At 55.8% G+C, this 16,221-nt stretch carries 17 protein-coding genes; 3 read left to right on the plus strand and 14 right to left on the minus strand.

The features are described 5' to 3' along the window. The 4 genes from EU556_RS12470 to EU556_RS12485 all read right to left on the minus strand — a co-directional run bounded on the left by EU556_RS12470 (position 1) and on the right by EU556_RS12485 (position 4,514). Positions 1–1,149 (minus strand): Gfo/Idh/MocA family protein, encoded by a 1,149-nt coding sequence (locus EU556_RS12470; protein ID WP_210116272.1) that lies wholly within the window; start codon positions 1,147–1,149, stop codon positions 1–3. An 86-nt stretch (positions 1,150–1,235) separates the two neighbouring features. Beyond that, positions 1,236–1,841, minus strand: a complete 606-nt coding sequence (locus EU556_RS12475) for a gluconate 2-dehydrogenase subunit 3 family protein (protein WP_135434425.1) — start codon at positions 1,839–1,841, stop codon at positions 1,236–1,238. A 17-nt stretch (positions 1,842–1,858) separates the two neighbouring features. Further along, positions 1,859–3,535, minus strand: coding sequence for a GMC oxidoreductase (locus EU556_RS12480; RefSeq protein WP_135434426.1), 1,677 nt, complete (start codon positions 3,533–3,535; stop codon positions 1,859–1,861). A gap of 94 nt (positions 3,536–3,629) precedes the next feature. Next, positions 3,630–4,514, minus strand: a complete 885-nt coding sequence (locus tag EU556_RS12485) for a sugar phosphate isomerase/epimerase family protein (protein ID WP_135434427.1) — start codon at positions 4,512–4,514, stop codon at positions 3,630–3,632. A gap of 680 nt (positions 4,515–5,194) precedes the next feature. On the opposite strand from EU556_RS12485, the gene EU556_RS12490 reads away from it, so the two are divergent. The 3 genes from EU556_RS12490 to EU556_RS26345 all read left to right on the plus strand — a co-directional run bounded on the left by EU556_RS12490 (position 5,195) and on the right by EU556_RS26345 (position 6,890). Further along, positions 5,195–5,860 (plus strand): SGNH/GDSL hydrolase family protein, encoded by a 666-nt coding sequence (locus EU556_RS12490; protein ID WP_245327606.1) that lies wholly within the window; start codon positions 5,195–5,197, stop codon positions 5,858–5,860. Between the two features lie 113 nt (positions 5,861–5,973). Then, entirely contained in the window at positions 5,974–6,267 is a 294-nt protein-coding gene (locus EU556_RS12495; protein ID WP_135434429.1) for a hypothetical protein, read from the plus strand. A gap of 317 nt (positions 6,268–6,584) precedes the next feature. Further along, complete coding sequence (locus EU556_RS26345) at positions 6,585–6,890, plus strand: hypothetical protein (protein ID WP_210116273.1); 306 nt, start codon at positions 6,585–6,587, stop codon at positions 6,888–6,890. 63 nt (positions 6,891–6,953) lie between these two features. Here the strand turns inward: EU556_RS26345 and EU556_RS12505 are convergent, their stop codons facing one another. The 10 genes from EU556_RS12505 to paaB form a co-directional block, all read right to left on the minus strand. Further along, positions 6,954–7,730 (minus strand): enoyl-CoA hydratase/isomerase family protein, encoded by a 777-nt coding sequence (locus EU556_RS12505; RefSeq protein ID WP_135434430.1) that lies wholly within the window; start codon positions 7,728–7,730, stop codon positions 6,954–6,956. 77 nt (positions 7,731–7,807) lie between these two features. Next, positions 7,808–9,859 (minus strand): phenylacetic acid degradation bifunctional protein PaaZ, encoded by a 2,052-nt coding sequence (gene paaZ, locus EU556_RS12510; protein WP_135434431.1) that lies wholly within the window; start codon positions 9,857–9,859, stop codon positions 7,808–7,810. A gap of 191 nt (positions 9,860–10,050) precedes the next feature. Continuing rightward, on the minus strand, positions 10,051–10,650 hold the full coding sequence (locus tag EU556_RS12515; RefSeq protein ID WP_135434432.1) for an acyltransferase: 600 nt from the start codon (positions 10,648–10,650) through the stop codon (positions 10,051–10,053). Further along, positions 10,647–11,852, minus strand: a complete 1,206-nt coding sequence (gene pcaF, locus EU556_RS12520; RefSeq protein WP_135434433.1) for a 3-oxoadipyl-CoA thiolase — start codon at positions 11,850–11,852, stop codon at positions 10,647–10,649. Before pcaF ends, EU556_RS12515 begins: the two co-directional genes overlap by 4 nt. Positions 11,853–12,032: 180 nt before the next feature. Then, positions 12,033–12,467 (minus strand): hydroxyphenylacetyl-CoA thioesterase PaaI, encoded by a 435-nt coding sequence (gene paaI / locus EU556_RS12525; RefSeq protein ID WP_135434434.1) that lies wholly within the window; start codon positions 12,465–12,467, stop codon positions 12,033–12,035. Beyond that, positions 12,442–13,623, minus strand: a complete 1,182-nt coding sequence (locus tag EU556_RS12530; protein ID WP_135434435.1) for a 3-hydroxyacyl-CoA dehydrogenase NAD-binding domain-containing protein — start codon at positions 13,621–13,623, stop codon at positions 12,442–12,444. Before EU556_RS12530 ends, paaI begins: the two co-directional genes overlap by 26 nt. Beyond that, positions 13,620–14,405 (minus strand): enoyl-CoA hydratase-related protein, encoded by a 786-nt coding sequence (locus EU556_RS12535; protein ID WP_135434436.1) that lies wholly within the window; start codon positions 14,403–14,405, stop codon positions 13,620–13,622. Before EU556_RS12535 ends, EU556_RS12530 begins: the two co-directional genes overlap by 4 nt. 40 nt (positions 14,406–14,445) lie before the next feature. Further along, positions 14,446–14,955, minus strand: a complete 510-nt coding sequence (gene paaD / locus EU556_RS12540; RefSeq protein WP_135434437.1) for a 1,2-phenylacetyl-CoA epoxidase subunit PaaD — start codon at positions 14,953–14,955, stop codon at positions 14,446–14,448. After that, positions 14,949–15,752: a 1,2-phenylacetyl-CoA epoxidase subunit PaaC gene (gene paaC, locus EU556_RS12545; protein WP_135434438.1), complete on the minus strand. Its 804-nt coding sequence runs from the start codon at positions 15,750–15,752 to the stop codon at positions 14,949–14,951. Before paaC ends, paaD begins: the two co-directional genes overlap by 7 nt. 11 nt (positions 15,753–15,763) lie before the next feature. Beyond that, positions 15,764–16,051, minus strand: a complete 288-nt coding sequence (paaB, locus tag EU556_RS12550; RefSeq protein ID WP_088842701.1) for a 1,2-phenylacetyl-CoA epoxidase subunit PaaB — start codon at positions 16,049–16,051, stop codon at positions 15,764–15,766. Positions 16,052–16,221: the final 170 nt, after the last annotated feature.

The following is a 16,221-nucleotide window of genomic DNA, read 5'->3' on the forward strand; positions in this document are numbered from 1 at the left end:
TTACACGGTGAACTCAGTCCACTTCTGCGTAGAGCGGCCCGAGGCAATTACGTTCTCAATAAACGCCATTCCGCGCACACCTTCCTCCATACCCGGGAAATCCAGGGCTTCGGGGGTGGGTGTTTGGCCTGCTTGCTCGGCCTGCAGCGTCAGGGCGAAGTTGCGGTAGAGGTTAGCAAACGCTTCCAGGTACCCTTCGGGGTGGCCGGCGGGCGTGCGGGTGTTGTGCTGGGCGTAGGAGCTCACGTAGCCAGCACCCGTCCGCCGGATTTCCGTAGGCCTGTCCAGCCATTTTACTTGCAAGGTGTTGGCGTCGGCTTGTTGCCACTCTAGGCCACCTTTCTCGCCATACACGCGCACGCGCACATTATTTTCCTCGCCAGCGGCCACCTGGGTAGCTATCAGCACGCCGCTAGCCCCGCCCGATAAGCGCAGCAGCACGGCGCCATCGTCGTCGAGCTGCCGCCCGGCAACTACCGTGTTGATGTCGGCGCAGAGTTGGGTGACGGCTAGGCCACTCACGTACTCCAGAAGGTTAAACGCATGAGTGCCAATGTCGCCCATGGCGCCGGCAATGCCACTGCGGCTAGGGTCGGTGCGCCAAGCGGCCTGCTTATTGTCAGAACCTTCCTCGAAATTGCTCAGCCAGCCCTGGGGGTACTCTACATACACTTTGCGTACGGCCCCAAGCGCGCCGGACGCTACCAGTTGTCGGGCCTCCTTCACCATGGGGTAACCAGTATAGGTATGAGTCAGGCAGAAACGGGCGTTACTGGCCGCCAGCACAGCTTGCAGCTCCTTGGCTTCAGCCAAAGAAAATGTCATGGGCTTGTCTAGAATGACGTGGAAGCCATTTTCTAGCGCCAGCTTGGTAGGGGCAAAGTGCAAGTGGTTGGGCGTCACGATAGACAGTGCCTGTACCCGCTCGTTTTCCGGGAGCTGCTTCTCCCGCTCAATCAGTTCCTGGAAGGACCCATACACCCGGTCGGCCGACAGGCCTAGCTGCTGCCCACTGGCCCGCGAGGTTTCGGGGTTGCTACTGAAGGCCCCGGCTACCAGTTTATACAGACCATCTAAGGCCGCCGCATGGCGGTGAACGGCACCAATAAAGGCGCCCTGTCCGCCACCAATCATTCCTAATCGTATCATTCAGTTTTCAGTTGCCAGTTGTCGGTTGTGAGTTGCCAGTTACCGATTTAAATCCAACAACTGGCAACTCATAACTGACAGCTAAATCAAGTAGTAGCCCAGGCCCGGTCGCCTTTCTTGTACGGCACACAGCCTTCGTATTTGCCGGGTACGGGCAGATAGCGCAAGGCTTTGGTGCTGCCAACCTCCGAGGTAAAGTAGCCCAGCATGGTGAGCTCCTTAATCATGCGGAAGTAGTGGTTAGGCGCTTCCAGCGTTTTGGTTTTGGCGTAGTTCTTCTGTTCCTCATCGAGGGCCCGGAGCAGGGCAGTACGCTGCGCCGTATCTGACTCCAGGAAGCCTTTGCCATTCTTCTTCTTGCTGGCCTGCTCCAAGTCGTCCAATCCCTTCAGAAATATCTTCTGATCTTCGGGCTTGTAGCAGTCGCGCACCATCACGGCCATAAAGCTTCCTACGTCGGCAGCTTTGGCCCCGGGCGTAGCCGTGGTGGGCAGAATGGTTTCACCTACCTCATTGAGGTAGGCCACTTGGTCTTGCTTGAGGAAAGGTTTTTCCTCCTTGGTTGTCTTAGCAGCGCCCTTCTTTTCTTTCTCTTCCGAAGGAGAGGAGCAACTGGTAAGGAAATAGTCGCCTCCAATTACGGCGCCCCCCATCAGGATGGCTACCCGGGCTAATGCGTCTCTTCTGTTCATGACTGTGCCGATAGAGGTTAGACGTTCTGCTTTTTCAACTCACCCACGGCGTGGTCTACGGCGCGGGCCGTGAGGGCCATGTACGTCAGAGAAGGGTTCTGGCAGGCTGCCGACGTCATGCAGGCGCCATCCGTTACGTACACGTTTGGAGCGTCCCACACCTGGTTATGCTGGTTCAGCACCGAGGTTTTTGGGTCGCGGCCCATGCGGGCGGTACCCATCTCGTGAATGCCACCTCCCATGGCATAGCCGTTGTTGTAAGTCTTCACGTTTTTGAGTCCGGCTTTCTCCAGCATCTCTTGCGCATCCTGCATCATGTCGATGCGCATTTTCTGCTCGTTTTCGCGGATAGACGCGTCAATGGCCAGCACGGGCAGGCCCCACTTGTCCTTTTTGGTTTTGTCGAGGTAAGTACGGTTGTCGTGGTAGGGTAAGGTTTCACCAAATGCCCCCAGGCCCATGGTCCACTGGCCGGGTTCGGTGAGGGCATCTTTCAGGTCGCCACCGATGCTCATTTCAGCAATTTCGCGGCTCCAACCTTCGCGGCCCGCGCTACCCTGGTAGCCAAAGCCCCGGATGTAGTCGCGCTTATCGCCGAACAGGTTACGGAAGCGAGGCACGTAAATACCGTTGGCCCGGCGCCCATACACGTACTTATCCTCATAGCCCGGCATTTCACCGTGGGCCCCCGCCCGGAAGTGGTGGTCCATGAGGTTGTGGCCTAGCTCCCCGCTGCTGCTGCCCAAGCCATCAGGCCACACATCAGTAGCGGAGTTCATGAGCACCCACGCCGAGTTTAGCGTGGAAGCATTCAGGAAGATAATCTTAGCGTAGTACTCGTAGGTTTTGTTGGTTTCTGCATCCAGCACCTCCACGCCCTTCGCCCGCTTCGTATCCTTATCGTAGAGAATGCGCGTGACAATAGAAAACGGACGCAATGTGAGGTTACCAGTTGCCATAGCGGCTGGTAAGCTCGCCGACTGCGTGCTGAAGTAGGCCCCAAATGGGCAGCCCAGCCAGCACTTGTTGCGGTACTGACAGTTAACGCGGTTATTATGCGGCTTTGTGATGTTGGCCGTGCGGCCAATTACCATATGCCGGTCTTTGTAGTGCTTCTTAATGCGAGCCGCCACATCCTTCTCCACGCAGTTCATTTCCATGGGGGGCATGAACTCGCCGTCGGGCAGCTGGGGTAATCCGTCGCGGTTGCCGCTGATGCCCGCAAACTTCTCTACGCGGCTATACCACGGAGCTAGGTCCTTGTAGCGAATAGGCCAGTCTACGGCAATGCCGTCTTTGGCATTAGCTTCGAAGTCGTAGTCGCTCCAGCGGTACGATTGGCGCCCCCACATCAGGGAGCGTCCCCCCACCTGGTAGCCCCGGAACCAGTCGAAGGGCTTCACTTCCACGTAGGGGCTAGCTCGTTCATCAACCCAGAAGTCAAGGTTACTTTCGTTGAGGGTATAATCGCGCTTCAGCACGGGATGGTCCTCAATCATTTGCTGGGTTTTGCCCCCGCGGTGCGGTAGCTCCCATGGCGCCTTGTTGGCGTTGACGTAGTCTTTTACATGCTCGACGTTGCGGCCACGCTCGAGCATAATAGTTTTCAAGCCTTTCTCCGTCAATTCTTTGGCAGCCATGCCGCCCGAAATGCCGGATCCGATGACGATGGCATCGTAAGTATACTTTTCCATACTGGTGGGATGAGATAGGCGAGCTAAATGAGAGCCAGGGGCAGTGCCCTAGTATAATAGGCCAGAGGTTCTTTCACCTGCCACAGGCAAAAACTTATACTAGGGTGCGCTTGATGTGCGCGATACTCTTCTGAATGCTATCGAAAGGCGAGCCAGGGGTCTGGTCCTGCTCCACGAAGAAGTACTTCATGCCGGCCGTGTTGGCCTGGGCAAAAATTCGCTTGAAGTCGATTACACCGCTGCCTACTTCCGTGAAGTTTTTCTTGGGCGTGTTGTCCATATCCTTCACGTGCCAGAGCGGGAAACGACCAGGATGCTTCTTAAACAGCGCTACTGGGTCTTGGCCGGCTTTGGTGGCCCAAAATAGGTCAAGCTCCATCTTGACCAGGTCTTTGCTAGTGTTATTTAGCAGCAGGTCGAAGGGCATCTGCCCGTCTTGGGCCATGAACTCGAAGTCGTGGTTATGGTAGCAAAGCTGAATACCTGCTTTCTTGCTCCGTTCCCCCGCTTTATTGAGCTGATCGGCCACGTACTTGTAGTGGTCGAGGTTGCCACGCTCCGCTTCTGATAAGTAAGCGCACACCATATATTTCACTCCGGCTTGCGCAGCATCGTCTACCGCTTTATCCCACCCATGTAGCATGGTGCCTAGCACGGGTTGGCCCTTGTCTTGCTCTTCCCCTAACCGGTAGTGGCTACTAGGCATAATCAGCCCATTCTGCTTGAGCAGCTTAGCAAACGCGGTTGGGTCCATGCCATAGAACTTCTGGCTGCCCGTATAAGTAGCACCTTCTACGGAGTTGTACCCCAGCTTGGCAATGCGAGCTAAAGTGCCGGCCGGATCTTGCTGCATGGCTTCGCGCACCGTATACAGCTGCAGCCCAATGTAGGACTTAGGAGCCGCCAACAAGCTGGGGCTAAATAGTGCACCGGCCGATAGCAAGGCCGCGGACTTTACGAACGAACGTCTGGAGTTCATATAGAAAGGAAGGGTGGGAAGTAGGCCTACTAAGGCTTGGATAATTCTGCACAGTAGATGGGCAGAACATATGTGCGGAACGAGATGGACAGTTGCTTCTTAATGAAGCAAAGCCACGGGATAGACAGAGCGGATACTGCGCTGGCGCAGCCTACAAGGGATAAGACAACGACCCTGCAAGAGGGTTGCTGCTGAGGTTAATTCGCCCTAATTTATTGTTCCTTATTTGGAGAATGCAAGAGCTTGAATTTGCTTCCGGGGCGCCAGAAGCACGCTTGCTCGCAATCTTATACGCTTAGCTCACACCTTAAAGTAAGCATAAATCGTTTAAAAACGCTATAAGAGGGGATATTTCAAGGTTTTAAGGCGCTTAAAAAACACGCATTAACAAGCCGCTGTGCAGCAACTTTTTTTGAGCTTTGTTGCTTTTTTACGCAATAGAGTAAGCACTCACCCTATGTTATCAACTGTATATAGATGCAATGGCTATATAGTGCAAGAGAACTATACAAGCCGAAACGGATGGCCATTACATCTGCTGTTTTACATTTCATGGTATAACATGAAGTAGGACTGTAAACTTTGCTTTCTTTGCTTATCCCCCTCCTTATTCTCTGGCTCGGTCTATGAAATTACTAATTGCTGTTGTTCTGCTCCTAAGCTTGTGTACTAGGCCTGTCATGGCGCAGACAACTCAGGCTCCTGACCCGCTACGTACTGACTGGGCTAAACTGGCACGTTATGCCGCCGCTAATAAGGCATTGCCTCCACCAAGTGCTAATGCGCCTCGCGTAGTGCTGCTGGGCAACTCCATTACCGACGCCTGGCCTAACGCAGACCCACCATTCTTTGCTGGAAAGCCTTACGAGCTAATTGGGCGAGGAATTAGTGGGCAGACTTCACCTCAAATGCTGCTACGGTTTCGGCAAGATGTATTGGAGCTTCAGCCGAAAGTAGTTGCCATTCTGGCCGGTACGAACGACGTGGCTGAGAATACAGGCCCCTATGATCCACACGCCACGCTCAACAACATCAAGTCGATGGTAGAGTTGGCGCGGGCAAACAAGGTTCGAGTAGTGCTATGCTCAGTGCTGCCAGCGGCTGAGTTCGGATGGCGCAAAGGGCTGAATCCGGCGCCTAAAATTGTGGCCTTGAACGCCATGATCAAGGAGTATGCCCGGCAGAATAAGTTGGTGTATCTTGACTACCATACTCCCATGGCTGATGAGCGAATGGGGCTGAAGGCCGCTTATGGGGAAGACGGCGTGCACCCTAATTTAGCTGGTTACCGTGTGATGGAGCCCTTATTGCAGCAGGCCGTAACCGAAGCGCTCAAACAAAAATAGGGAGCGGTACTTGCCCATTGTCTCCGAACTTTGCTCATCCCGGCCGGGTTAGGCGCATACCTGTGGCCTAGCATTAGCAAATGCAGCAATTTCGGTCTGTTACGTAACCACGCATGAATCCACCTCTCTTTCACATCGGACAGGAAGTTGTTTGCACCAACGACGACTTCACCATCCTGCTCGTGCAAAACCCAAACATTCAAACGCCGAAGCGTGGACCAATCTACACGGTGCGTGGCCTCTATAATACGCACCGTGGCTACGGCATTACGCTACACGAAATCAATAATGCTGAAGTAGCACCAGGGTTTCCTGAAGCCAACTTTCATGAGTCGCGCTTTGCACCGGTACCACCCTTGGAAGAGATTGAAATTGCCATTGCAATTGAAGAGCCTGTAACGGTATAAGGCCCAGTCTGAGCACCACAGTATAAGCGCTACAGTTGTTAAGGAAAGAGGCTAAGATGCGTAAGATGTTGAACAAAAGATAGTAAGGAGTCGTAGAAGAACTCAGGAAGCCAAAAACATAAGAGTGGTAGCTTCTAAAGCGCCACCATACTTCTGGCTTTTCTGCCCATTTCTGGCAAGGGACATCCCTACAACACCAAGTAATCTTGCCAAGAGACACGAGGTCGCCAGCAGCTAACAATACCTCTGCTAGGCCCTCAGGGCAGGATCAGTATCCTGACTTCATTTGTACCATCTACTCCCTTAACCAAACTCCTATGAAAAGCTCACAAAAAGCCCTCTGGTCAGCTCGCATTCTGACAGTATTGTTTGCTACTGGCGCAGCCTTGTCATCGTGCTCTACTACTGGCACCGGTGCTTCAGGTAGCACTTCCGGCACTACCTCAGGTAGCACTTCGGGTTCAACTACCACTACAGGTACAACTAGTGGCTCCACTACCTACGGTTCTACTACCGGAACTACCACCACGGGTACTACTTCAGGAACAACCTCGGGAACTACTACCTCTGGCACTACATCGGGTACTACCAGCGGCACGACCAGCGGTACAACCACTCGCTAGGCCACTTAAACACAGAACAGCCTGCCATTCTTAGAATGGCAGGCTGTTCTGTGTTTAAGCTTCTTACTTACTCTTAAACTGCCGGATAGAATTACGAGTGAAATCTGAGAGAACCAACCGGCCACTGATAGCAGCACGCTCAACTAAGAGAGTATCCCAATTCTCGGTGCCTTGCCAGCAAACCCGCTTTAGCTCAGTTAACGCCTCAGGGTTATAAGCTGACAGCTTAATGGCAAAAGCTTTCACAGCCGCATCAAGTGCTGCAGTAGTATCTAAAACTTCGGCGTAGAGCCCATGCTCTTTTGCCCATTCAGCGGAGCGAAATTCTGCGGCATCTAGCGCCAACTGGGAGTAGGCAGATAAGCCAATTTTTCGCTCCACGGCCGGACCTACCACGAAAGGCCCAATGCCCACCACTAGCTCACTCAGTTTTACAGAAGCCTGCGTAGTAGCAAAACAATAGTCGGTGGAGGCCGCTACGCCCACACCTCCGCCAATGGCCTTGCCCTGTACCTGGCCTACAACAATTTTCGGGCAGGTGCGGCAGGCATTAATCACCTTCGCAAAGCCTGAGAAGAATTCTAACCCCTGAGCTTCGTTTTCAATAGCCATCAACTCGTCGAAGCTGGCGCCCGCGCAAAACGTTTTCTCGCCGCCGCTTTTGAGAATGATAACCTTCGTGTCGGCCGACTGGCCTACGGCGGTAATAGTATTGGCGAGTTGCGTCAGCAAGGCGCTGGGCAGGGAATTGTGGCTGGGGTGGAAGAAAGAAATGGTAGCTACACCATTGGCATCGGTAGAGGTTTCGACCGTGCCGGCGGTAAGGGTGGTATGAATCATATGCAAAGTAACGATGCGCGGAGGTGCGTTGAGGCGGTAAGCAAAACGGCGCAAAGCTGCGCCGTTTTGCGAGAAATTTATTCCTGGCTTTTCATCTTCACCATAGTGAGAATGGTGGCTACGGCCACGGTTTCACCGGTTTCGTCGGACACATCCACCAGCCAGCGCACGATGCCTTTAGCTACGTCTTCCACATCGCGCTTTTCCTGGCCTATTTTTTCCTTCACGGTTAGCTTCACCCCAATGGTCATGCCCGGGTATACCGGCTTGGTGAAGCGACATTCGTCTAGGCCATAGTTCAACAGTACAGGCCCCTTGCGTGGGTCCACGAACATACCGGCGGCTTTGCTTAGGATATAGTAACCATGAGCCACGCGGCCCGTGAAGAGCGTACCTTCCAGAGAAGTAGCATCGACGTGGGCGTAAAAGTTGTCGCCGGACACTTGCGCGAAGTTGGTGATGTCTGACTCCGTGACGGTGTGGCGATGGGTGGTGTAGGTCTGCCCGATTTCCAATTCCTCAAAGTAGTGCTGGAAAGGGTGCTTGTCCTTCTCAATCTGCTTGGCCTTGGGCTGGTACACCTCCGTAATGGCCGTAATCATGCTGGGCGAGCCCTGAATAGCCACGCGCTGCATAAAGTGCTCTACCCCACGGATGCCACCCATTTCCTGCCCGCCGCCGGCGCGGCCGGGCCCACCGTGAATCAGCAGGGGCAGGGGCGAACCGTGGCCGGTGCTTTCTTTAGCTACTTCCTCGTTGATAACCAGAATGCGGCCATGGTGGGTGGCAGCACCTAGTACAAACTCCTGGGCCGTGCGCGGGTCGTTAGTAGCCACCGAGCATACCAGTGATCCTTTGCCCATATTGGAGAGTTCAATGGCCTCATCCAGTGTTTTGTAAGGCATGAGCGTGCTTACCGGCCCAAAGGCTTCTACCTCATGGCTGTCGGTAAACTTGAACGGCTCGGGGTTCAGCATCACAATTGGCGACATGAAAGCGCCGGTTTTGCAGTCACCGCCAATCACCTGCACATTGTCTAAGTCGCCATACACGATGGGTGTGTTTTTGGCCAGTTGGCGCACTTGCTCGCGCACCCGGTTTACCTGGGCCAGACTCACCAAGGCACCCATTCGTACCCCTTCCGCCTGCGGGTGACCGATAGTAGTTTGAGCCAAGGCTTTGCCCAGGGCAATCTGCACATCTTCCAGCAGGTTTTCGGGAACGATGGCGCGGCGGATAGCGGTGCATTTCTGCCCAGCCTTGGCCGTCATTTCCTTCCGGATTTCCTTTATGAACAAGTCGAACTCCACGGTACCCGGCACGGCATCCTGGCCTAGCACGGCGGCATTTAAGGAATCAGCTTCCATAGTGAACGGCACCGCCTCCGCGATGATGCGCGGGTGGGCTTTCAGTTTGCGACCGGTTTCGGCCGAGCCGGTGAAGGTCACCACATCCTGGTAGGTCACGTGGTCGAGAATGCCTTCGCCGGTGCCGCACACCAGTTGCAGCGAGCCTTCCGGTAGAATTTTGGAGGCAATAATCTCGCGCACCACTGCTTCCGTGAGGTAGGCTGATGGTACGGCCGGCTTCACGATGGCAGGCATCCCGGCCAGCAGGTTTACCGCAATCTTCTCCAACATGCCCCAAATGGGGAAGTTGTAGGCGTTGATGTGCACAGCCACGCCCTCCTTCGGCACCAAGATATGGTGACCCATGAAGTTGCCTGCCTTTGAAAGCGCAATGGGGTCTGACTCTACGTAGAACGGCTTGTCCGGGAATTTGCGGCGCAGCGAGGCGTTGGCGAACAGGTTACCGATGCCACCCTCAATGTCAATCCAAGAGTCGGCGCGGGTAGCGCCGCTGCGGTAGCTGAGGGTATAGAAATCTTCTTTTTTGCTATCCAGGTGCAGTGCCAGGGCTTTGAGCATGCGGCCGCGCTCATGGAAGGTCATTTTGCGCAGGGCTTTGTTGCCGGTCCGGCGCGCGTAGTCCATCATGGCGGCGTAATCGAGCCCTTCGCTGCTGGCCAAAGCAATGACTTCGCCGGTGCTGGCGTCAAGGAGTTCCTGCTCGTGGCCCTTACCGGCAATCCAGTGGCCTAGCGCATAGTTTTGGAGGGTGGGAGTCATATAAATGAGGTGGGAAGGAGTATAGAGTTGATGGGGTGGGAGAGAGGTGCATCTAAAACTAGTCCGCCTTGCTGAGCGGAGCCGCAGCATCTCTACATCTGACTACCTACTGGCCTAGAGAAGCAGTAGAGTGCTTCAACAAGCGGACGCCAGATGAAGCATGACGTTCTTCGTTATGTGGTATTGAGGTATTACTGACCTTCTTTCCGTTCGTTCCAGGTTTGGTAGGCCACTGCCTGCATCTGCCTGTCAGCGGGTACTTCGCGCAGGGGCTCGCAGGGCGTGAGGGTGGCGTGGAGGTCGGCGGGCAGCTGCATGTAAATCTGGGTGCCTTCGGTTTTCCAGGCCACCATTTCGTCGCTTACTTGCCGAATAATCTTGTGCGGGTTGCCCACCACCAGACTGCGGGGCGAAATGACTTCATCGGCTTTGATAAAGCTCAAGGCTCCAATCACGCATTCGTCGCCGATTTCCACGCGGTCCATGATTACGGCGTTCATACCTACCAGCACGTTGCGGCCGATGGTGGCCCCATGGATGATGGCGCCATGGCCGATATGAGCCATTTCCTTGAGCCGGACGGTAGTGCCGGGGAACATGTGCACGGTGCAGTTTTCCTGCACGTTGCAGTTGTCCTCGATGATAATCTGGCCCCAGTCGCCGCGAATGGCTGCACCGGGCCCGATGTACACGTTGCGGCCGATGATGACGTTGCCAGTAACTGTGGCCTGGGGGTGCACAAACGCCGACTCATGCACGACCGGCACCATCCCGTTGAATGCGTAAATCATACTTTCTCGATAATGGCCGCGTATCCCTGGCCTACGCCCACGCACATAGTAATGAGGGCGTAACGCTTGTTCTGCTTGTGCAGCTCCAGGGCGGCGGTGTTTAGAATGCGAGCCCCGCTCATGCCCAAGGGGTGGCCTAGGGCAATAGCGCCGCCATTAGGGTTGATGCGTGGGTCGTTGCCTTCCAACCCCAGCCCCCGCACGCAAGCCATGGTTTGAGCTGCAAAAGCCTCATTGAATTCAATGATATCCATTTGGTCCAACGTGAGCCCGGCTTTTTTCAGTGCTTGCTGCGACGCCGGCACCGGCCCGATGCCCATGTAGCGCGGCTCTACACCTGCCACGCCCATGGCCACAATGCGGGCGCGGGGTGTGAGGCCGTGCTGCTTGATACCATCCTCGGAAGCCAACAACAGTGCCGCTGCGCCATCATTCAGCCCCGAGGAGTTACCGGCCGTTACGGAGCCGTTTTTGCGAAACGCGGGCCGCAGCTTGGCTAGGCCATCAAGCGTGGTGTTAGACTTAATAAACTCATCCTCCGAAAACAGGACGGGCTCGCCCTTACGTTGAGGAATAGCTAAAGGCACAATTTCTTCAGCGAAGCGGCCAGAGTCGCGGGCACGGCCGGCGCGCAGGTGCGAATCGTAGGCGAACTGATCTTGGTCTTCGCGGCTGATGCCGTAGCGGTCTACCAGGTTTTCCGCGGTTTCGCCCATTGCATCGGTGCCGTAGGCCTCTTCGAGGCGCGGGTTGATGAAGCGCCAGCCAAAGCTGGAATCATACATTTGAGAGTCGGTACCAAACGCTTTGCTGGGCTTCGACATCACGTAGGGCGCGCGAGTCATGCTCTCCACACCGCCGGAAATGAACAGGTCTCCGTCGCCACTTTGGATGGCGCGGGCGGCTCCAATACTAGCCGAGAGGCCCGAGGCGCACAAACGGTTTACCGTTTCGCCAGGTACCGAGGTGGGCAGGCCCGCCAGCAGCAACGCCATACGCGCCACGTTGCGGTTGTCTTCGCCAGCTTGGTTGGCGCAGCCCAGAATCACATCGGCAATGGCGGCCGGGTCGGCAGACGGGTTACGCCGTAGCAGCTCCTGAATGATGTGCGCAGCCATGTCATCGGGCCGGACGGTGGAAAGAGAGCCGCCGAAATTGCCAATAGGCGTCCGGATACCGTCAATTATATACGCTTGGTTCATGCTAGTTGCTGATTGTCGGGGGCTGATTAAGAAGAGTAACTAGCGCGTCATGCTGAGCTTGCCGAAGGCTAGGCCAGTCGATAAGCCAGAGGTAGAGCTGCTGCAGGACTTGGCTTGATGCGCCACAGGCTTAGCATGACGGTCAATGTATTTCGTTTATCGTCTAGGCCCCTAACGGCATTATAGAATCTCGTTACTGGTGCGGTAGGCGGTGCCTTTAAACAGAGCCAGCACTACGCCATCTTGATTGGTAGCGCGCACCTGGTACACCCCAATTTTGTGCTTAAGACTTTCCTCGCGCGCCTCTATGGTCACCACGTCGCCGGTTTTGCCAGCTTCTAGGTAGTCGATTGTGACGGTAAGACCCACGCTCTGGCGGCCGTGGCTATTGCAGGCGAAGGCAAACGCTGAGTCGGCAGCTGCAAACGTGACACCACCGTGCAGGGCCCCAAACCCATTGACCATATCGGGCCGGACTGCAAAGTGTAGCCGGCAGTAGCCGGGGCCCACTTCCTCCACCTGCAGACCTAGCAATTTGCTGAAGGCGTCATTCTCAAGCATCAGCTCCTTCACGGCTTCAGCCCGACTGTTACCCGTGGCTGATTGCTGGCTCATGTTGGAAAAACGTCTGATTGGCCCGCACCATCCGGCGCAGCAAGGGACTGGCGCGGTAACGGTCCTCGTGGTACTCGGCGTAAAGCTCGTCGAGAGTGGTGAGCACGGTGGAGAGGCCTAGCGCATCGGCCCAAGCCAATAGGCCTTTAGGGTAGTTCACGCCCTTGGTCATGGCTAGCTCCAGATCTTCTTTGGAAGCCACGTTCAAGGCCAGGGCATCTATGGCTTCGTTGATGAGCATGGCCAAAATGCGCTGGAGCACCAAGTGGCCTAGGGCCTCGTCGCGGGTAGGCTCGGGCAACACGGCACCCGCTCGGTAGTCGTAGAAGCCACGGCCCGATTTACGGCCGTAGTAACCAGCCTCAAATAGGCGCTTTTGCGTGAAAGAAGGCTTAAAGCGTGGGTCATAGAAAAAAGCCGTAAATACCGATTCCGTCACGCGGTAGTTCACATCGTGGCCGATGAAATCCATCAAGGCAAATGGCCCCATCCGAAAACCACCCAGCTCGGTCATGGCCCAATCAATGGTAGCCATATTGGCAATGCCTTCCTCCAGAATCCGGATGGCCTCGCCGTAGAAGGGGCGCGCCACGCGGTTCACAATAAAGCCTGGCGTGTCTTTGGTCAGCACGGGCAGCTTGCCCCAACTCTGCACCAAGTCCCGGATTTCTTCGGCTAGGCCACTACGGGTTTGCACCGCCGGAATCACTTCCACTAACTGCATCAGCGGAGCCGGGTTGAAAAAGTGAATCCCGATGAAGCGCTCGGGCTGCTGGCACGCGGCTGCGATGGAAGCAATAGAAAGTGAGGACGTATTGGTAGCAAGTATGCAGGCTGGCGACACAACCACCTCCACTTCCCGAAAGAGTTGCTGCTTCACCGATAACTCTTCCACAATGGCTTCGAGAACTAGCTCACAATCAGTGAAATCCTGCAACTCTGCCGTTAGCTGCAACTTAGCAAAAGCGCTATTGGCCGCTTCCGAGGTGAGCTTTCCTTTCTCCGCCAGCTTATCAAGGTTTGTGCGGATGGACTGACCAGCTCGTTGCAAGGCCGCTGCGTTCTGATCGAGCAAACGAACGGTGTGACCAGCGGTAAGTACTACCTGGGCAATGCCCGCACCCATGGCCCCGCTCCCAATGATTCCGATGATCATGCGCCGGTGAAAGTGGGTTTGCGTTTTTCAAGGAAGGCCGAAACTCCTTCTTTGTAGTCGGTGGTGTGGCCAGCGCGGAGCTGATAATCGGCTTCGGCGCGGAGCTGCTGGGTAAGGTCGTTGCCGAAGGTAGTGTTGAGTAGCTGCTTGGTGTAGGCCAGGCCCTTGGTGGGCATGGCGGCCAATTTGCTGACCAAGGCCGCTACTTCCGTCTCAAAGCTATCATCAGCAAAAGCCTTGTAGATCATGCCCATCTGCACAGCCTCAGAGGCGCTTACTTTGTCGCCGGTGAACATGAGGGCCGCGGCGCGTTGCAGGCCAATCAGGCGGGGCAGGAAGTACGTTCCGCCACTATCCGGAATCAGCCCAATCTTGCTGAATGCCTGAATAAACGAAGCCGATTCCTTAGCCACTACAATGTCGCAGGCCAAGGCCAAGTTGGCACCCGCGCCTGCCGCTACGCCGTTTACCGCCGCTACCACTGGCTTCTCCAATTCCCGAATCAGCTGCACAATAGGGTTGTAGTGCTTCTCCACAATCTCAGCAACCTCGGGGCTGTCGGGACCCGTGATTTCCGCCAGGTCTTGACCGGCGCAGAACGCTTTGCCCGTGCCGGTAAGCAGCACCGCCCGTACCTCTGGGTTCTGCTGACACTCGCGCAGGCGCTGCTGGAGAGCCAAGGCCAGCGGCTTATTTACGCTGTTGAAAACGTCGGGCCGGTTGAGCGTAAGCGTGGCGACGCCCGCCTCGATGGAGAAGTTCAGAAAGCTGGTTTCAGGCATTAGGGAAGAGGTGGGTTAGAAAAGGTAAGAGAGCTAGCGACTAGTGACATTTGAAATAGTCAAACGGCTCCAGGCAGTCATCACACTGGTAAGAGGCTTTGCAGGCGGTGGAGCCGAACTGGCTGACTAAATGCGTGTGCTCCGACTTGCAGAGGGGGCAGCGCACGGCGGTATCCTGACCGAAGAGATTGAGGACATGGCCGGTAGCGGTGCCGTTGATGGGAGCCGCAATACCATAGGCCTCCAATTTCTCGCGGCCGGCAGCCGTCATCCAATCGGTGGTCCAGGCGGGGCGGAGCTGGTTATTGATGGTTACCTGTGTAATGCCCTCCGCCAGCAAACGCAGCCGGATGTCCGTGGCAATAGTGTTCATAGCCGGGCATCCCGAGTAGGTGGGCGTAATGGTTACGGTTACCTGTTGGCCCTGCACCTGCACACCACGCACAATGCCCAAGTCCAGAATGCTCAGCACGGGCACTTCCGGGTCGAAGACATCGTCCAGCAATTGCCAGATGCGCTCCTCGGTGGGCATGGGCGTTTCGGCTACCATTTCAGGCCGGGGTAAGTACGTTGCATGTACTGCAGCTCAGCCAGAATGTAGCCGAGGTGCTCCGTGTGGCGCCCAGCCTTGCCGCCTTTCTGCATGTACGTTTCGGCGGGTACGGGTAAGGTGGCTTCCTCAAACACCTTCGCCACGTGAGCCTGCATGGCGGGCAGCAGCGCAGCGTAATCTGGTATCAGGTTAAGAGACTGCAGGGCTTGCTCGGTGGCAGTAGGCGTGGTTAGCTCGCCGGAGTAACGCCACAGGTTAGCAAGGGCTTTTTCAACGCGCTGTCGGCTTTCCTCGGTGCCATCCCCCAGCCGGATCATCCACTCCGAGCTCCATTTGAGGTGGTATGCAGCTTCCTTCCAGGCCTTCTCAGCAATGGCCGCCAAACGCTCATCGGGGCTAGTTTGGAGCTGCTGCAGAAAGTGGTAGTGAAAGTTATCGAACAGGAACTGCCGCACCACAGTATCCGCGAAGTCGCCGTTGGGCTGCTCCACCAGCAAAGGGTTCTGATACTCAGTAGCCAGGCGCAGAAACGCTAAGTCGTCCTCGGTGCGGCCTTGTCCTTCTAACTCGGCGGCGTACTGGTAGAGGCTGCGGGTTTCACCGAGCAAGTCCAAGGCAATGTTAGCCATGGCCAGATCCTGCTCCAGAATGGGGCCGTGGCCGCACCACTCCGAGAGCCGGTGGCCTAGAATCAGGCTGGTATCGGCAAGCTGCAGCACGTAGCGGAACAGCTGCTGCCGCACCTCCGGCGTGTATTTGGCCAACGAAACCGTTTCGGATGGAGTGACTTGCATAACCTCTGACATTACATGTGCTTAATAGAATCCGGAACCTCGTAGAACGTGGGGTGCCGGTATACTTTATCGTTGGCGGGGTCAAAGAAGGCGGCCGCATCGTCGGGGTTAGAGGCGTGCACATGCTTCGACTCCACCACCCAAATGCTGATGCCCTCCATGCGGCGCGTGTACACGTCGCGGGCGTTCTGGATGGCCATGGCCGCGTCGGCGGCGTGCAGGCTGCCCACGTGCTTATGATCGAGGCCCTGCTTGCTGCGGATAAAAACCTCCCACAGAGGCCATTCGTGCTGAGTCATGTGTGGTGAAATGGTGAGTTTCGCGGTAATTGGAGTAGGGGAGAGGCCTAGGAGTGTATAGGGTGATTACCCCAGGCCGTCATGTCGAGCTTGTCGAGACATCTCGCCTGCATCATCTAGCTACTAACTCAACGTCAGCACGCGAGATGTCTCGACAAGCTCGACATGAC

It is taken from the genome of Hymenobacter fodinae, assembly GCF_004745825.1.
In the GTDB taxonomy this organism is placed as follows: domain Bacteria; phylum Bacteroidota; class Bacteroidia; order Cytophagales; family Hymenobacteraceae; genus Hymenobacter; species Hymenobacter fodinae.

What these genes read in the sequence shown, in the direction of transcription:
- EU556_RS12475 (WP_135434425.1), bottom strand. Translation starts at nt 1,841, where the DNA reads ATGAACAGAAGAGACGCATTAGCCCGGGTAGCCATCCTGATGGGGGGC.
- EU556_RS12490 (WP_245327606.1), top strand. Translation starts at nt 5,195, where the DNA reads ATGGCGCAGACAACTCAGGCTCCTGACCCGCTACGTACTGACTGGGCT.
- paaB (WP_088842701.1), bottom strand. Translation starts at nt 16,051, where the DNA reads ATGACTCAGCACGAATGGCCTCTGTGGGAGGTTTTTATCCGCAGCAAG.
- EU556_RS26345 (WP_210116273.1), top strand. Translation starts at nt 6,585, where the DNA reads ATGAAAAGCTCACAAAAAGCCCTCTGGTCAGCTCGCATTCTGACAGTA.
- EU556_RS12480 (WP_135434426.1), bottom strand. Translation starts at nt 3,535, where the DNA reads ATGGAAAAGTATACTTACGATGCCATCGTCATCGGATCCGGCATTTCG.
- paaI (WP_135434434.1), bottom strand. Translation starts at nt 12,467, where the DNA reads ATGAGCCAGCAATCAGCCACGGGTAACAGTCGGGCTGAAGCCGTGAAG.
- EU556_RS12505 (WP_135434430.1), bottom strand. Translation starts at nt 7,730, where the DNA reads ATGATTCATACCACCCTTACCGCCGGCACGGTCGAAACCTCTACCGAT.
- EU556_RS12535 (WP_135434436.1), bottom strand. Translation starts at nt 14,405, where the DNA reads ATGCCTGAAACCAGCTTTCTGAACTTCTCCATCGAGGCGGGCGTCGCC.
- paaZ (WP_135434431.1), bottom strand. Translation starts at nt 9,859, where the DNA reads ATGACTCCCACCCTCCAAAACTATGCGCTAGGCCACTGGATTGCCGGT.
- paaD (WP_135434437.1), bottom strand. Translation starts at nt 14,955, where the DNA reads ATGGTAGCCGAAACGCCCATGCCCACCGAGGAGCGCATCTGGCAATTG.
- EU556_RS12485 (WP_135434427.1), bottom strand. Translation starts at nt 4,514, where the DNA reads ATGAACTCCAGACGTTCGTTCGTAAAGTCCGCGGCCTTGCTATCGGCC.
- pcaF (WP_135434433.1), bottom strand. Translation starts at nt 11,852, where the DNA reads ATGAACCAAGCGTATATAATTGACGGTATCCGGACGCCTATTGGCAAT.
- paaC (WP_135434438.1), bottom strand. Translation starts at nt 15,752, where the DNA reads ATGCAAGTCACTCCATCCGAAACGGTTTCGTTGGCCAAATACACGCCG.
- EU556_RS12530 (WP_135434435.1), bottom strand. Translation starts at nt 13,623, where the DNA reads ATGATCATCGGAATCATTGGGAGCGGGGCCATGGGTGCGGGCATTGCC.
- EU556_RS12470 (WP_210116272.1), bottom strand. Translation starts at nt 1,149, where the DNA reads ATGATACGATTAGGAATGATTGGTGGCGGACAGGGCGCCTTTATTGGT.
- EU556_RS12495 (WP_135434429.1), top strand. Translation starts at nt 5,974, where the DNA reads ATGAATCCACCTCTCTTTCACATCGGACAGGAAGTTGTTTGCACCAAC.
- EU556_RS12515 (WP_135434432.1), bottom strand. Translation starts at nt 10,650, where the DNA reads ATGATTTACGCATTCAACGGGATGGTGCCGGTCGTGCATGAGTCGGCG.